General features: G+C 71.3%; 14 protein-coding genes and 1 pseudogene. 1 reads left to right on the forward strand and 14 read right to left on the reverse strand.

Annotated features, from left to right (window positions below; translation table 11 throughout):
- Positions 1 to 8: 8 nt before the first annotated feature.
- The 14 genes and pseudogenes from AB5L52_RS18290 to AB5L52_RS18355 all read right to left on the reverse strand — a co-directional run bounded on the left by AB5L52_RS18290 (position 9) and on the right by AB5L52_RS18355 (position 13,544).
- Positions 9 to 1,400: an amidase gene (locus tag AB5L52_RS18290; RefSeq protein WP_351030108.1), complete on the reverse strand. Its 1,392-nt coding sequence runs from the start codon at positions 1,398 to 1,400 to the stop codon at positions 9 to 11.
- A complete protein-coding gene (locus AB5L52_RS18295) occupies positions 1,363 to 1,596 on the reverse strand; it encodes a hypothetical protein (protein WP_351030110.1) in 234 nt (77 codons plus the stop codon). The genes AB5L52_RS18290 and AB5L52_RS18295 overlap by 38 nt, the downstream gene beginning before the upstream one ends.
- Before the next feature lie 578 nt (positions 1,597 to 2,174).
- Positions 2,175 to 2,273, reverse strand: a pseudogene (locus tag AB5L52_RS18300) (YccF domain-containing protein); the annotation flags it as partial.
- The gene (gene htpX / locus AB5L52_RS18305) at positions 2,270 to 3,133 is read right to left on the reverse strand and encodes a zinc metalloprotease HtpX (RefSeq protein ID WP_369365038.1); all 864 of its coding nucleotides are present in this window, start codon (positions 3,131 to 3,133) and stop codon (positions 2,270 to 2,272) included. The gene htpX and the pseudogene AB5L52_RS18300, both read right to left, overlap by 4 nt.
- Positions 3,134 to 3,379: 246 nt before the next feature.
- A complete protein-coding gene (locus AB5L52_RS18310; protein ID WP_369365040.1) occupies positions 3,380 to 4,897 on the reverse strand; it encodes an NADH-quinone oxidoreductase subunit N in 1,518 nt (505 codons plus the stop codon).
- Positions 4,894 to 6,468 (reverse strand): NADH-quinone oxidoreductase subunit M, encoded by a 1,575-nt coding sequence (locus AB5L52_RS18315; protein ID WP_351030117.1) that lies wholly within the window; start codon positions 6,466 to 6,468, stop codon positions 4,894 to 4,896. Before AB5L52_RS18315 ends, AB5L52_RS18310 begins: the two co-directional genes overlap by 4 nt.
- Positions 6,469 to 6,474: 6 nt before the next feature.
- Positions 6,475 to 8,490, reverse strand: a complete 2,016-nt coding sequence (locus AB5L52_RS18320; RefSeq protein WP_369365042.1) for an NADH-quinone oxidoreductase subunit L — start codon at positions 8,488 to 8,490, stop codon at positions 6,475 to 6,477.
- On the reverse strand, positions 8,487 to 8,876 hold the full coding sequence (gene nuoK, locus AB5L52_RS18325; protein ID WP_351030120.1) for an NADH-quinone oxidoreductase subunit NuoK: 390 nt from the start codon (positions 8,874 to 8,876) through the stop codon (positions 8,487 to 8,489). The genes AB5L52_RS18320 and nuoK overlap by 4 nt, the downstream gene beginning before the upstream one ends.
- A complete protein-coding gene (locus AB5L52_RS18330; RefSeq protein ID WP_369368921.1) occupies positions 8,876 to 9,514 on the reverse strand; it encodes an NADH-quinone oxidoreductase subunit J in 639 nt (212 codons plus the stop codon). Before AB5L52_RS18330 ends, nuoK begins: the two co-directional genes overlap by 1 nt.
- Before the next feature lie 14 nt (positions 9,515 to 9,528).
- A complete protein-coding gene (locus AB5L52_RS18335; protein ID WP_351030122.1) occupies positions 9,529 to 10,104 on the reverse strand; it encodes an NADH-quinone oxidoreductase subunit I in 576 nt (191 codons plus the stop codon).
- 2 nt (positions 10,105 to 10,106) lie between these two features.
- The gene (locus AB5L52_RS18340; protein ID WP_351030123.1) at positions 10,107 to 11,075 is read right to left on the reverse strand and encodes a complex I subunit 1 family protein; all 969 of its coding nucleotides are present in this window, start codon (positions 11,073 to 11,075) and stop codon (positions 10,107 to 10,109) included.
- Positions 11,072 to 12,541, reverse strand: coding sequence for an NADH-quinone oxidoreductase subunit C (locus AB5L52_RS18345; RefSeq protein WP_369365044.1), 1,470 nt, complete (start codon positions 12,539 to 12,541; stop codon positions 11,072 to 11,074). The genes AB5L52_RS18340 and AB5L52_RS18345 overlap by 4 nt, the downstream gene beginning before the upstream one ends.
- Positions 12,538 to 13,134, reverse strand: a complete 597-nt coding sequence (locus tag AB5L52_RS18350; RefSeq protein WP_351575814.1) for an NADH-quinone oxidoreductase subunit B family protein — start codon at positions 13,132 to 13,134, stop codon at positions 12,538 to 12,540. The genes AB5L52_RS18345 and AB5L52_RS18350 overlap by 4 nt, the downstream gene beginning before the upstream one ends.
- A complete protein-coding gene (locus AB5L52_RS18355) occupies positions 13,125 to 13,544 on the reverse strand; it encodes an NADH-quinone oxidoreductase subunit A (protein WP_351030128.1) in 420 nt (139 codons plus the stop codon). Before AB5L52_RS18355 ends, AB5L52_RS18350 begins: the two co-directional genes overlap by 10 nt.
- Before the next feature lie 259 nt (positions 13,545 to 13,803).
- Between AB5L52_RS18355 and AB5L52_RS18360 the strand changes: the two genes are divergently transcribed.
- A complete protein-coding gene (locus tag AB5L52_RS18360) occupies positions 13,804 to 14,988 on the forward strand; it encodes a sensor domain-containing protein (RefSeq protein WP_351030129.1) in 1,185 nt (394 codons plus the stop codon).
- The last annotated feature ends 306 nt before the right edge of the window (positions 14,989 to 15,294 follow it).

The raw sequence follows: 15,294 nt of genomic DNA on the forward strand, positions 1-15,294 counted from the left end.
ACTCTTGCTCAGGCCACCGGCGCGAGTTCGCGGGCCGGCTGGGTCTGCTCGTAGGCGCGACCGACCCGCAGCAGCACGCTTTCCCCGAGGGGAGGGCCGAGCAGTTGCATGCCTACCGGCAGGCCCGCCGCGTCGAAGCCGACCGGGACGGACAGGGACGGCACGCCGGTGATGTTGGCCGGGGACGAGAGGCGTACGTAAGCGTCGGAGACGCTCTCGACCGTGCCGTCGGGCCAGGTGATCACCTCCTTGTCGGCTGCCACCGCGGTGGCCGGGACCGTGGGGGCGGCGATGACGTCGACCTCGTCCAGCAGGCGGACCCAGGCCTGCCGCATGAGCGAGCGGGAGCGTTGGGCGTGCAAGTAGTCCCCGGCGGGCATGAGTTGACCGGCCTCGAGGAGGATGCGGACGTCCGCCTGGTACAGCTCGGGAACCGTCCGCAGGGTCTGCTCGTGGTAGGCGGTGGCCTCCGGCACCATCAGGCCCCACTGGGTGGGCTGGATGTAGCGCGTCATCGGGATCTCCACCTCGACGAGCCGCGCACCGAGGGCTTGAAGCTGGTCGATGGCGTGCCGCACGGCGGCTTCCACCTCTGCGTCGACATGGTCGAAGTAGTAGTTGCGCGGCACGCCGACGCGCAGCCCGGTCAGGTCCGTACCCGGCCCGGGCCGGTAGTCCACCTGGGGCGCGACCAGCGAGGCGGGATCGTGGGGGTCGTGGCCGGCGAGGACGGACAGGACCAGGGCCGCGTCCTCCACGGTCCGGGTGATCGGGCCGACGTGGTCCAGCGACCAGGACAGTGACGTGATGCCCGTGCGGGGGACGAGGCCGTAGGTCGGCTTGAGGCCGACGACCCCGTTGAGCGCGGCGGGCACCCGGATGGACCCGCCGGTGTCGGTGCCCAGGCTGAAGGTCGCGGTGCCCGCGGCGACAGCCACGGCGGACCCGCCGCTGGAGCCGCCCGCGATCCGGTCACGGTTCCAGGCGTTGTTGGTCTGCGGGGTGGTCAGACCGTAGGCGAACTCATGGGTGTGGGTCTTGCCCAACAGGACCGCACCGGCTGTCGACAGGCGCGCGGCGACGGCGCTGTCGGCCCCTGCGCGGTGGCCCGCGCGAACCCTGGAACTGGCCGACGTCGCCAGACCGGCGACGTCGATCAAGTCCTTCAGCCCCATGGGGATGCCGTGCAGCGGACTCCGGAGGCGGCCGCCCGCGGCATCGTTCGCGGCCTCGCGGGCTTCCCGGCGGGCCTCCTCGGCCGTGACGGTGACGTAGGCCTGAAGGTGCGGTTCCACCTTCTCGATGCGGTCGAGGACGGAGTCCACCAGCTCGACCGGGGACAGCTGCCGTGCCCGGATCGCGTCAGCGGCTGCGGTCAGAGCCAGTTCGAACGGCTGCATGGTGCTTCTCCTCTCCTGCGCGGTAGGCGAAGGCGGGCGGGGTGTCCCCGAAGTCGAGTTCCCGCAGGACGGCGACGACGGAATGGATGTGGTTGGCGGTGGCCGCGACCCCGTCGTGGCGGTCGGCCGGCAGCGGGAGTCCGGCACGGGCGGCCCAGCGGGCCGCCTCCGGCGGAGTGAGTTCATCGGCGGACACGGATCTGTCTCCTGATCAGCTGAGGTATCGGAAGCCCTCCGCACAACAAAAGCTAAGGCTTTGCGTTAGATGACTGTAGAACCTACGGCGACTTAAAGCAAATGCGTTGCTTTTGATGCGAAGGGGTCGCACTCCTCATGCCTTGTGTCATGCCTTGTGTCCCAAGTTGGCGCATCCGCGCACGGCCCCGGCCAAGCCGCCCGCACCGCGAGAGGAGGGCGCCGTTGGGGGCTCGCGAGCATGGCGCGGAAGTGGTTTCCCGACATGACCCCACAGCAGCAGGCCGCGATTCTGTCGATGCTGGAGCTGAAGGTCACAACTACCGGGCCAGTGCCCGATGGGCGCCGTGGTGGAGTCCCCTGCACAGTGCGGGCCTGGTACACCGCTACCGGCCTCGACATCCCCACGGTTTCGCTATCGGATGACGACTGGGCCAAGGTCGCTCCATCGCTGCTGAAGGGGCGGATGGGCACCGTCCGGCGTTCCGTGGAGGCGACCCCTCCCTGGGCCCGAGCCAATGCCTCCGATGATCATCGAAGGACGCGTCGGCCCGAGCGCAATGCTGCACCCAGAAGAACGATCCCGGAGGGGATGCCGATGATCGTGATGCAGAGCAGGACGCCGGCGAGCAGGTAGCCGAGGAAAAGCCAGAAGCCGCTCAGGACGAGCCACTTCACTGGTGGCGACCTGCCATTTTCTCCAGCCGGGCGATGCGGTCCGCCATGGGCGGGTGCGTGGAGAACATCTTGGTCAGTCCCTGTCCCGCGCGGAAGGGGTTCGCGATCATCATGTGGCTGGCGGTCTCGATCCGGGGCTCGGGGGGCAGCGGGAGCTGCTGGGTGCCGGCCTCCAGCTTGCGCAGGGCACCGGCGAGGGCCAGCGGGTCGCCGGTGAGCTGAGCACCGGAGGCGTCCGCCTCGTACTCGCGGGAGCGGCTGATGGCCAGCTGGATGAGGGTGGCGGCGAGCGGGCCGAGGATCATGATCAGGAGCATGCCGAGCAGGCCGGGGCCGTCATCGTCGTCCGAGCGGCCGATCGGGACCAGCCAGGCGAAGTTCACCAGGAACATGATCACCGAGGCGAGCGCGCCGGCGACCGAGGAGATCAGGATGTCCCGGTTGTAGACATGGCTGAGCTCGTGGCCGATGACGCCGCGCAGCTCGCGCTCGTCCAGCAGGCGCAGGATGCCCTCGGTGCAGCACACCGCGGCGTTGCGCGGGTTGCGGCCCGTGGCGAAGGCGTTGGGAGCCTCCGTGGGCGAGATGTACAGCCGGGGCATGGGCTGGCGGGCCTGCGTGGACAGCTCGCGGACCATGCGGTAGAGCGCGGGGGCCTCGAACTCGCTGACCGGGCGGGCGCGCATCGCGCGGAGCGCCAGCTTGTCGCTGTTCCAGTACGCGTACGCGTTCGTCCCCAGGGCGATCAGGACTGCGACGATCAGTCCCATACGGCCGAAGAAGCTGCCGATGACGATGATGAGTGCGGACAGTCCCCCGAGGAGTACTGCGGTCCTGAGCCCGTTGTGCCGGCGGTGCACCGTGCGCCCTCCAAATCGTGCAGCTGGGGAACACTTTGGTCCAGTGGACCCTCCCGCTTGTGACAACGCCAGGCGACGGCCACGAGTTCCCCGATACCTGCGCGGGCGCCGGTCGGCCGTACGGGTGACGTGCTCATTCACGCGCACGCGCGCGTGGCGGCACGGATGCGCCACGCGCGCGGGGCGGCTTCTCGCAGCCGTCCGGTGTCGTCCTCGGTACGGTCCGGTGGCCTTCTCGGAACAGGCTCAGAACAGGCCGGTGGCGGCGAAGCGCAGGACCAGCTGGGGTGCTCCGGACAGGGCGACGCCGAGGACGCCGGTGAGGGCGAGGGCGGCCGTGAGAGGAGCCGGGACGCGGTGCCGGGCGGGTTCGCCCTCGGGGGCGCGGAACAGCAGGGCCGTCCACTGCAGGTAGTAGAAGAGGGCGATCACGACGTTGACGGCCATCACGACGGCGAGCCAGCCGAGGCCCGCGTCGACGGCCGCCGAGAACACGGTGACCTTGGCGAACAGCCCGATGACGCCCGGCGGCAGCCCGGCCAGGCACAGCAGGAAGAACGCCAGCAGCAGCGCGGTGAGCGGGTTGGTGGCGTACAGGCCCCGGTAGTCGCTGATCCGGTTCAGGGCCCGGCTGCGGCCCACCAGGGCGGCCACCGCGAAGGCGCCGAGGTTCACGGCGGCGTACATCAGCGCGTAGGCCACCGTGGAGCCGATCGCCTTCTGCGGGTCCTTGGCGTAGCCGGCAGCGGCGATCGGCACCAGCAGATAGCCGGCCTGGCCGACGGAGGACCAGGCGAGGAGCCGTACGGCGCTGTACGCGCGCGTGGCTTGCTGGCGCAGGGCACCGACATTGCCGACGGTCATGGTGAGGGCGGCCAGGGCGGCGAGTGCGGGACCCCAGACGTCGGCGTAGGAGGGGAACGCTACGACGGTGACGAGGATCAGACCGGAGAAGCCGACCGCCTTCCCGACGACCGACAGGTAGGCGGCGACGGGCAGCGGCGCGCCGACGTAGGTGTCGGGCACCCAGAAGTGGAAGGGGACGGCGGCCGTCTTGAAGGCGAAGCCGACGAGGGTGAGGACGACGCCCGTCTGGGCGAGCGTGTGCAGCTGGCCGTCGACGTGCGGCAGGCGCTCGGCGACCTGGGTGAGGTAGAGGGTGCCGGTGGAGGCGTAGACGAAGCTGATGCCCATCAGGCTGACAGCAGTGGCGGTCACCGAGGACAGGAAGAACTTCAGGGCGGCCTCGGAGGACCGCTTGTCGCCGTGCCGGATGCCGACGAGGGCGAAGGCGGGCAGGGAGGCGACCTCCAGGGCGACGATCAGGGTGGCCAGGTCACGGGAGGCGGGCAGCAGGGCGGCGCCGGCCGCCGAGGACAGCAGCAGGAACCAGAATTCGCCCGGCGGGACGCGCCGCTCGTCGTCCTTGAGGTTCGTGACGGACAGCAGGGCGGCCAGCAGCGCGCCGCCGAGGACCAGGAACTGGATGACGAGCGTGAAGTGGTCGGCGGTGTAGCTGCACGCGCGCGTGGGGCCGTTCACGCAGAAGGTGCTGCGGTCGCCGTTCAGGAGCGGCAGGAGCATCAGCGCGGCCGCGGCCAGTCCGGCGACCGAGACCCAGCCCAGGACGGCCTTGCGGGCCTCGGGCAGGAAGAGGTCGGCGACCAGGACGACGAGTCCCACGGCGGCGGCGATGGTCGGCGGGGCGACGGCGAGCCAGTCGACGGACTGGACGAGCGACTCGGCGACGGGCTGGGCGCTCATCGAGTGCCTCCTGCGAGGAGCTGGTGCACGGCCGGGTCGGTCAGGCCGAGCAGCGCCCTCGGCCACAGTCCGGCGACGACGGTGAGGGCGACGAGCGGGGTCCAGGCAGCGAACTCGTAGCCGTGGACGTCGGCGAGCTTGGGGACTTCCTGTTCGACGCCGCCCATGCAGACGCGACGGACCACGATCAGCATGTACGCGGCCGTCAGCAGGGTGCCGAACGCGCCGATCGCCATGAAGGTGAGGAACGCGGGCCGGCTGAGGTCCGCGGCGGGCTTGAATGCGCCGAACAGGGCCAGCATCTCGCCCCAGAACCCGGCGAGGCCCGGCAGGCCGAGCGAGGCGACGGCGCCGAAGGCGAGCAGCCCGCCGAGGCGGGGCGCCTTGCCGTACAGCGCGGCGCCGGTCTCTTCGGCCAAGGAGTCGAGGTCGGTCGTGCCGGTGCGGTCTTTCAGCGCGCCGACCAGGAAGAACAGCAGGCCGGTGATGAGGCCGTGGGCGATGTTGGCGAACAGGGCGCCGTTGACGCCGGTCGGGGTCATGGTGGCGATGCCCAGCAGGACGAAGCCCATGTGGCCGACGGAGGAGTAGGCGATCAGCCGCTTGAGGTCGCCCTTCGCGCCCCGCTTGGCCAGGGCCAGGCAGGCGAGGGATCCGTAGATGATCCCGACCACGGCGAACGCGGCGAGGTACGGCGCGAAGGTGTGGAAGCCGTGGGGCGCGATCGGCAGCAGAATCCGGACGAACCCGTACGTACCCATCTTGAGCAGGACGCCGGCCAGCAGGACCGAGCCGACAGTCGGCGCGGCGGTGTGGGCGTCCGGCAGCCAGCTGTGCAGCGGCCACATCGGCGTCTTCACCGCGAGCCCGATCCCGATCGCCAGAACGGCGATGACCTGCACGGATGCGGTCAGCGACCGGCCGTTGTCAGTGGCGAGTGCCACCATGTCGAACGTGCCCGCCTTGATTCCGATCAGGAGCAGGCCGAGCAGCATGACGACGGAGCCGAGCAGCGTGAACAGGATGAACTTCCACGCGGCCCGGGTCCGCCCCTCGCCTCCCCAGCGGGCGATGAGGAAGTACATCGGGATGAGCACCATCTCGAACGCGAGGAAGAACAGCAGCAGGTCGAGGACGGCGAAGGTCGCGAGGGTGCCGGACTCGAGCAGCAGCAGCAGCGCGACGAACGCCTTGGGGGAGCCGCCCGCGGGCGGCTTGAAGTAGGAGTACAGCGCGCAGAGGAAGGTCAGCAACGCGGTCAGGACCAGAAGGGGGAGGGAGATGCCGTCGATGCCGAGGTGGATCCGCACGTCCAGTGCGGGGATCCAGCTGATGTCGGTGGTGGCCTGCATCTTCGACGCATGGTCGTGGTCGAAGCCGAGCGCGAGGACGATCGCGGCGATGAGGATCGCGCCGGTCACGGTCACACCGTGCCGCAGCACGGCCTGCTCAGGCGACTTCCCCTTCAGTCCGGGCGGGGCCGGCAGGAGAGCGGCGACGGCGCCGAGGAGCGGGCCGACGACGACGAACGCCAGAAGGAACTGCATCACGGACTCGTTGATATCGATCACGCCTGCTCACGCTCCCGTGGCGACGAGGACGACGGCGACCGCCAGGACGACGGTGCCGGCGAGCAGCGCGCTCACATAGGTCTGCACATTGCCGGTCTGCGCCCGCCGTACGGCTGCCCCGAGCAGCCGGGGCAGGGCGGCGGCGCCGCGTACGTAGGTGTCGACGACCTCGCTGTCGAGGAAGCGAACGAGGCTCGCTCCGGCCTGGACCGGGCGGACGAACAGTGCCGTGTACACGGCGTCCAGGTGGAAACCGGCGGCCGCGGGCCGGTACAGCGGGCCGAGGAGCAGTCGGCCGGGGTCGGGTGCGTGGGCGAGGTCGGCCGGCCCGTGGTCGGCGAGGGCGTGGGCCTCGACCAGGCTCGCGTCGCCCTCCGGGTGTGCGGCGGCCTCGCCCTGGAGGTGCTCCCACGCGAAGGAGGGCGTGGGCGCTGCCGGGACACGGGCGGCGAGCGCGCTGGTGCGCTGCCAGGCGCCGTAGGTGAGCAGCCCGCCGACCACGGCGAGGCCGGTGCCGAGGATGGAGGTGAGCAGGGTCGGGGTCAGGTCGCGGCCGTCGAACCAGCCGGGCAGCGAGCGGTAGGCGAGCCCGCCGAAGGCCAGGGACGGCACGGCGAGCACCCACAGCACCACGGTCATCGTCAGCGGCTGGCGACCGTGGTCGGGGGCCTCGGCGCCCCGGCCGCGGAAGGCCAGCAGCCACAGCCGGGCCGCGTAGGCGGCGGTGAGCAGGGCGGTGAGCAGGCCGGCGACGAGGACGATCCAGCCGGCGGCGCCGGGCGCGTGGTCGGTGTTCCCGGTGGCGACGTGCTCGGCGGCACCGAGGACGGACTCCTTGGAGAAGAAACCGCTGAACGGCGGGATCGCGGCAAGTGCGAGGAGTGCCACGGTCATCGTCCAGTAGGCGTCCGGGACGCGGTCGCGCAGTCCGCGCATACGGGACATGGCGGCCAGCGAGTTGGTGCCGGCGGCGTGGATGATCACGCCGGCCGCGAGGAACAGCAGCGCCTTGAAGGCGCCGTGGGACAGGAGGTGGAAGACCGCGGCACCGCGGTCACCGACGGCGAGGGCGCCGGTCATGTAGCCGAGCTGGCCGATCGTCGAGTAGGCGAGGACGCGCTTGATGTCGTCCTGGGCGAGCGCGGCGAGCGCCGAGCCGGCCATCGTGACGGCGGCCATGACGGCCAGGACGATCATCGCGGCCTGGGAGGCCTCGAACACGGGGAGGAGCCGGGCGATGAAGTAGACACCGGCGGCGACCATCGTCGCGGCGTGGATCAGCGCCGAGACGGGCGTGGGGCCCGCCATCGCGTCCGGCAGCCAGGTATGCAGCGGGAACTGCGCCGACTTGCCCGCGACGCCCGCGAGGAGCAGCAGGGCGATCAGGGTCGGGTGGTGCAGGTTGCCGCTCGCCACGGTGCCGAGGACGCGGGTGATGCGGAAGGACCCTGCGTCGGTGGCCAGCGCGAACAGGCCGATGAGGAACGGCACGTCGCCGAGCTTGGTGACCAGGAAGGCCTTCAGGGAGGCGGCGCGGGCCTCCGGGGTCTCCCAGTAGTGGCCGACCAGGAAGTAGGAACAGATGCCCATGACTTCCCAGCCGACCAGCAGCACGATCAGGTCGCCGGAGTAGACGACCAGGAGCATCGCGGAGCTGAACAGGGAGACGAGGGCGGCGTACGAGGGGTAGCGCGGGTCGTCGCGCAGATAGCCCGTCGAGTAGATCTGCACGCAGGCCGCGACGAACGCGACCAGGATCGCGACGAGCGCGGCGAAGCCGTCGATGTGCAGCGCCAGCTCGATCGGGACCGAACCAGTGGGCGTCAGCTCGGCGTGTGTGTCGACGGCCTGGTCGCCGCCCTGGCGTACAGCGACCAGTGCGGCCAGGACGAGCGAGGCCAGTGGCGGCAGCACGGCGAGCGGGCGGACGAACCCTGGGGCGGTGCGGCCGAGCAGCAGTCCGGCGACGGCGCCCAGGAACGGCAGGAGGGGGACGAGGACGGCGAGGGTGGTCGTGGTCACGCGGTGGCCTCAGCCTTCTCGGCCGCGGAGGTGCCGGGGCCCTCGGTGTCGGGACCGGCCGTGTCGGGGCCCTCGGCGGTGTCGCGGAGCTTGTCGATGTCGGAGGTGCCGCGGTTGCGGTAGACGGCGAGCACGATCGCCAGGCCGATGCCGATCTCGGCGGCGGCGATGGCGATGGTGAACAGCGTCAGCGCCTGGCCGGAGTGCAGGTTCTCCTTGGCGGCCCGGCTGAGCCAGACGTCGAAGGCGACCAGGTTGAGGTTGACGGCGTTGAGCATCAGCTCGACCGACATGAGGACCAGGATGGCGTTGCGGCGGGCGAGGACGCCGTACAGGCCGGTGCAGAAGAGGAGGGCGGAGAGTACGGCGGGGTAGGCGAGGTGCATCAGCGGGCGCCTTCCTTCTCGGCCGGGTGAATTCCGGAATCCGTGGCGGAAGGGGAACTCTCGGTGACCGCCCGGGAGTTCACAGGGGGAGGGCTCGGCTCCGCCTTCGCCTTGCGGGACAGGACGATCGCGCCGACCAGTGCCGCGAGGAGGAGGACGGACAGGGCCTCGAAGGGCAGTACCCAGGTCCGGAAGAGGCTCTCGCCGGTGACTCGAGTACTGCCGGCTGCGGGGCCGTTCAGATCGATCCAGGTGGTACGGAAGGCGTCGACGACCACCCACACCAGGGCGACGGCGGCGGCGACCGCCACGGTCAGGGCGGCCCAGCGGTTGCCGGAGTCGGCGTCGGGGGAGCGGCCGATGGGCGCCTTGGTGAGCATCAGACCGAACAGAAGGAGAACGACGACGGAACCGACATAGATGAGGACCTGCACCCAGGCGATGAACTCGGCGGTGAGGAGGAGGTATTCGACGGCGAGGCCGCCGAGCGCGACCACCAGCCACAGGGCGGCGTGCACCAGCTGGCGGGTGGTGACGGTGACCAGCGCGGCGCCGAAGGTGGCCAGGCCGACGAGGAGGAAGGCGATCTCGACGCCGGTCGGGGACAGGAAGCCGTGCTGGGCCGCGGCCAGGCTCAGGGACGAGGCGGGTCTCACGCGTCGCCCTCCCCCGGTTCGGCCTGCGCGGCCGCCAGCTTCTCGGCGGTCTTGCGGGCGGCGGCGATCTCCTTCGGCTCCTCGGCGGCGGGGTCCAGGGCCGGCGGGGCCGGGACGGTCCACATCCACTCGCGGAGTTTGTCCCGTTCGTGGGTGAGGTCGTGGATGTCGGTCTCGGCGTACTCGAACTCCGGGGACCAGAACAGCGCGTCGAAAGGACAGACCTCGATGCAGATACCGCAGTACATGCACAGGGAGAAGTCGATGGCGAACCGGTCGAGGACGTTGCGGCTGCGCTCGCGGCCGCCGGGGGCGGTCGGCGGGACCGTCTCCTTGTGGGAGTCGATGTAGATGCACCAGTCCGGGCACTCACGGGCGCAGAGCATGCAGACCGTGCAGTTCTCCTCGAACAGGCCGATCACCCCGCGGGTGCGGGGCGGCAGTTCGGGCTGGGCTTCCGGGTACTGCTCCGTGACCGACTTCCTGGTCATCGTGCGCAGGGTGACGGCCAGACCCTTGGCGAGGCCGGAGCCTGGGATGCGGGAACGGGAGGGCGTGGGCGGCACAGCCATGGTTACGAGATCACCACCTTGACGATGCCGGTGAGGGCGATCTGGGCGAGGGAGAGGGGGACGAGGAGGGTCCAGGAGAGCTTCTGGAGCTGGTCCTCGCGCAGGCGGGGGTAGGTGACGCGGAGCCAGATGACGAGGAAGGCGAGGATCGCGGCCTTCAGCAGGGTCCAGACCCAGCCGAGGCCGTCGGCACCCCAGGGGCCGTGCCAGCCGCCCAGGAAGAGGACGGTGGTCAGGCCGCACAGGACGACGATGCCGGCGTACTCGGCGAGCAGGAAGAGCGCGAAACGCAGGCCCGTGTACTCGGTGTACGCGCCGAAGATGATCTCCGAGTCGGCGACGGGCATGTCGAACGGCGGGCGCTGCAGTTCGGCGAGTCCGGCGACGAAGAAGACGACCGCGCCGACGAGCTGCCAGGGCACCCACCACCAGTGGAAGGAGTGCAGGATGCCGGGCAGGGAGACCGTTCCCGCGGCCATGGCGACCGAGGCTGCGGCGAGCAGCATCGGGAGTTCGTAGGCGAGCAGCTGGGCGGCGGTGCGCAGACCGCCGAGGAGGGAGAACTTGTTCGCGCTGGCCCAGCCGGCCATGAGCGAGCCGAGCACGCCGACACCCATCACCGCGAGCACGAAGAACACGCCCGCGTCCAGGACCTGCCCGACGGCGCCCTCGCTCGGGCCGATCGGGATGGCGAGCAGGACGAGGAGGTACGGCAGCAGGGCGACGGCGGGGGCGAGTTGGAAGACACGGCGGTCAGCACCGGCCGGGACCACGTCCTCCTTCTGCGCGAACTTCACGCCGTCGGCGATGAGCTGGGCCCAGCCGTGGAAACCGCCCGCGTACATCGGGCCGAGGCGGCCCTGCATATGAGCCATCACCTTGTGCTCGGTCTGGCCGACGATCAGCGGGAAGGTGAGGAAGACGACGAACACGACCAGGAGTCGCAGGGCGACGTCCAGCGCGCCGTTCACTGCGGGCCTCCTGTGGGGTGGTCGTCGGGGGTTTCGGCGACGGGTCGTTCGACTCGCCCGCTCTGCGACTCCGGCCGCTCGGGTTCGGGCTCGCGCCCGGGTTCGGGATTCGGCTCAGATTGCTCGCGTTGCGGTCCAGGCTCCGGCTCCGGCTCCGGCTCCGGCTCCGGCTCCGGCGTCAGCTTGGGCTCCGGTACCGGCTTGGGCTCCGGTACCGGCTTGGGCTCCGGTACCGGCTTGGGTTCCTGCAGCGGCGTCGGCTCGTCGAAGGCCGGCCGGGCGTGGTGCCACGGAGCGTCCGAGCTGCGCGGGGCGGTGCTGCGGCGGGCCGTACCCTCCGGTTCCGCCGGTGTCTGTTCCTGCGTGGGCGCAGGCGGCTGCTCCTGCTCCGGCTCCGGCCCCGGCGGCTGGGCCTCGGCCCGTTGTGAGGCCGAGCCCTCCGAGGCGCTGCGGGCACGGCGCGGACTGGCCGGTGCCGGACCGGATGCCTGCACCGCGGCGGACCCAGCGGACTCGGCGGAACCGGCAGACCCGGCGGACGAGCCTTCCGTCGTCGGGCCGGTGTCGGCCTCGCCCCGCGTCGCCGTCTGGCTCACCGAGCCCTGGCCCGCGCTCCGCATCCGGCGCGGCCGCGCACCGGCAGAGGCACCGGCACCCGGGGCACCCCCAGCACCCCCAGCACCCCCAGCACCCCCAGCACCCGCGACAGCCTCACCGGTCGGCTCGGTCGGTGTGGTCGGTGTTGTCTGGCTTGCCGAGCCCTCTGCTGCCGTGCGGGTGCGTCGTACCGGGCGGTCCGCGGCTGTGCGGGCCGGGCGCTCACCGGCGGCGCGCGCCGCCGCACCCGCACCCGCGGCGCGCGCCGGGCGGGCCGGGGCTGGGGGGAGCTGGCCCTTCAGGGGGCCCCACTCGTTGGGGTCGGGGACGCCCGGGGGCAGCATCTGGCGGCGCTTGGGGCCACCGTGCGCCGCACCCGCCGCAGGCTCCCCGGGCTCCTTCGCGCCGGGCCAGGCCTTGGCGACGCGGGCGGCGAGGATGAAGTCCTTGCGGAGGGGGTGGCCCTCGAAGTTCTCGGGGAGGAGGAGGTGTTCGAGCGAGGGATGGCCTTCGAAGCGGACGCCGAACATCTCGTGGGTCTCGCGCTCGTGCCAGGCGGCGCCCGCGTAGACGCCGACGGCGGAGGGCAGCGTCGGCGCCTCGTGCGGGACGGTCGTACGGACGAGGAGGCGGCGGACCGGGTGCAGGGCGACGACGTGGGCCGAGACGCGGAAGCCCGTGCCCGGTTCGTCGACCGCGCTCAGCCAGTCGAAGTAGGTGCAGCCCAGGGTCGTACGGGCCGTCTCCAGGGCGGTGAGCCAGGAGGACGGGGGTACGTCCACGGTCAGGAGGTCGTACGACTCCTCGGCCGTGGCGTCCGTACCGAAGAGGTCCTCGACCGGGGCGGGCAGCCAGCCGACCGTGCTCATCGTGCGTCCCCCTGAACGGCCGGGGGCTTCACCAGGTCGCTGGTCAGCGCGGCCGCCGACGGCCGGGCGGACCCGGTGCCGTACCGCTCCCCCAGCGACTCGCGGGCGATCTTCTCCTGGAGCTTGAGGATGCCCTGGAGCAGCGCCTCGGGGCGCGGCGGGCAGCCGGGGACGTACACGTCCACCGGGATGATCTGGTCGACGCCCTTGGTGACGGAGTACGAGTCCCAGTAGGGGCCGCCGCAGTTGGAGCAGGCGCCGAAGGAGATGACGTACTTGGGCTCGGGCATCTGCTCGTACAGACGCTTCACGGCCGGGGCCATCTTGTCCGTCACCGTGCCCGACACCACCATCAGGTCGGCCTGGCGGGGGCCGGGCGCGAACGGGATCACGCCGAGGCGGATGAAGTCGTGGCGGGCCATCGACGCGGCGATGAACTCGATCGCGCAGCAGGCGAGGCCGAAGTTGAAGACCCAGAGCGAGTAGCGGCGGCCCCAGTTGAGGACCACCTTCATCGGCTCGGGAGCCAGGCGCGCCAGGGTGCCGAGCCGCTTGGGCTCCGGCAGGTACACGGGATCCGGGGTCACGTCCATGCCAGGACGCCCTTCTTGTATGCGTACAGCAGGCCCACGGCGAGGAAGCCGAGGAAGACGAACATCTCCACCAGGGTCGTGGCGCCGTAGCCGGGGGCGGCGAAGATCGTCGCCCAGGGGAAGAGGAAGATCGAGTCGACCGCGAAGATCACGTAGAGGAAGGCGTAGACGTAGTAGCGGACCTGGGTGTGGGCCCAGCCCTCACCGACGGGGTCGACGCCGCACTCGTAGGTCAGGAGTTTCTCGGGGGTCGGCACGATCGGGCGCAGCAGGCGGCCGGCGCCGAACGCGACCGCGACGAACAGCACGCCGATGACGGCGAGCAGTCCCACCACCGAGTACGACCGGAAGTAGCCGGCCGCGATGACCTGCGCCGCGGCGGCCGTCGAGTCCCCCAACGTCTCCCGCACCGTCGTCCGACCTCGCTCCCTGACCTCGTGACCCTGGTGAACCGTGAATCCTGTGATGCGCCGCGCTTCGACTGACGCACCTGATTCGACGATCTGTACGCACCGGAGTCTAGGCCCTGATAAAGAACCGGTAAGCAGCCCGTCACGGCATGAGACAGGTTGAGACAGGTGATGAGCCCTGGGGTGGGGTTTTCCCCCGGAGGCGGAGGGCGGCGTACCGCATGGCGCGGAGGGCGCCCGGCACGGCAGGCTGACCGGTATGACCGCTACCAGCAGCTCTGCCCCCGGCCGGGCGGACGGCACCGACCGGCTGCCGCCGATCCGGCCGGCGTACGACGCGCACACGTGGAAGGAGATCCTGTATCTCCTGCTGAACCTGCCGGTGACGGTGTTCGGCTTCGTCTACGCGGTCACCGCGCTGGCCGTCGGCGGGGCCCTGACGATCACCGTCATCGGTCTTCCACTGCTCGCGCTCGGTCTGCTGGGTGCCCGGCAGCTGGGAAAGCTGGAGCGGGCCCGCGCCCGGCGGCTGCTCGGGGTCCGGGTGGAGGAGCCGACACCGCTGCCGCTCGCGAAGACCGGCGGGCTGACGCAGCGGCTGTGGATGGCGCTGAAGGACCCGGTGGGCTGGCGGACGCTCCTCTACGACGCCATCCGGCTGCCCTGGGGCGTCCTCACCTTCGCCATGGCGCTGACCTCGCTGTTCGTGCTGTGGCCGGTGCTGCCGTACGTGGCGCGTGCGTTCACCAACGTGGACCGTTTCATGGTGCGCGGGCTGCTGTCGCCCTCGGACGAGCTGGAACGCCGTATCGCCGAGCTGGAGTCGGACCGCGGGGTCGTGGTCGACACGGCCGCCGCCGACCTGCGGCGCATCGAGCGCGACCTGCACGACGGGGCACAGGCCCGGCTGGTCAACCTGGCCATGGGGCTCGGTCTGGCCAAGGAGAAGCTGCTGGAGGACCCCGACTCGGCGGCGGCGATGGTGGAGGAGGCGCACGGCGAGGTGAAGCTGGCCCTGCAGGAGCTGCGCGACCTCGCCCGCGGCATCCATCCGGCCGTACTCACGGACCGCGGCCTGGACGCGGCCCTGTCCTCGGTCGCCTCCCGCTGCACGGTCCCGGTGAAGGTCACCGTGGACCTGCCGGACCGCCCGGCGCCGGCCATCGAGGGCATCGCCTACTTCACGGTCTCCGAACTCCTGCAGAACATCAGCAAGCACAGCCGGGCCCGCTCCGCGTCCGTGGACGTGTGGCGCACGGAGGAACGCCTGCTCATCCAGGTCCGCGACGACGGCCGGGGCGGCGCCCGGCTGGAGTCCGGCACCGGCATGCGCGGCCTGTCCGAGCGGCTGGGCGCGGTGGACGGCCTCTTCGTACTCGACTCGCCGACGGGCGGCCCGACGGTGATCACGGCCGAGCTGCCCTGGCGGGACCGGGCCGAGTAGCCGACGGCTCCCCCTTACGGGTGCGGCGCCCGCACCCCCAGGGCGTGGGGAACTGTGCGACCGGCCACGACGAAACCTGCGGCCGACCGGGAACAGAACCCCCTACGGCGAGCCCCTACGGCGAGCCCTTACGGCAACCGCGGCCACCAGCATCGAGAAGCCGACGGAACCGGCCGACGGCCGAACCGCCGGAGGCCGGGGTGGGGAAAACCCCCGCCCCAAGACGCCGACGGACTCCATGGCCCGGCGCACCGCGAAACACGACTCTGGACACACGGCTGGACAGCCGCTCGGACGACGAGAACG

It is taken from the genome of Streptomyces sp. CG4, assembly GCF_041080655.1.
Taxonomy (GTDB): Bacteria; Actinomycetota; Actinomycetes; order Streptomycetales; family Streptomycetaceae; genus Streptomyces.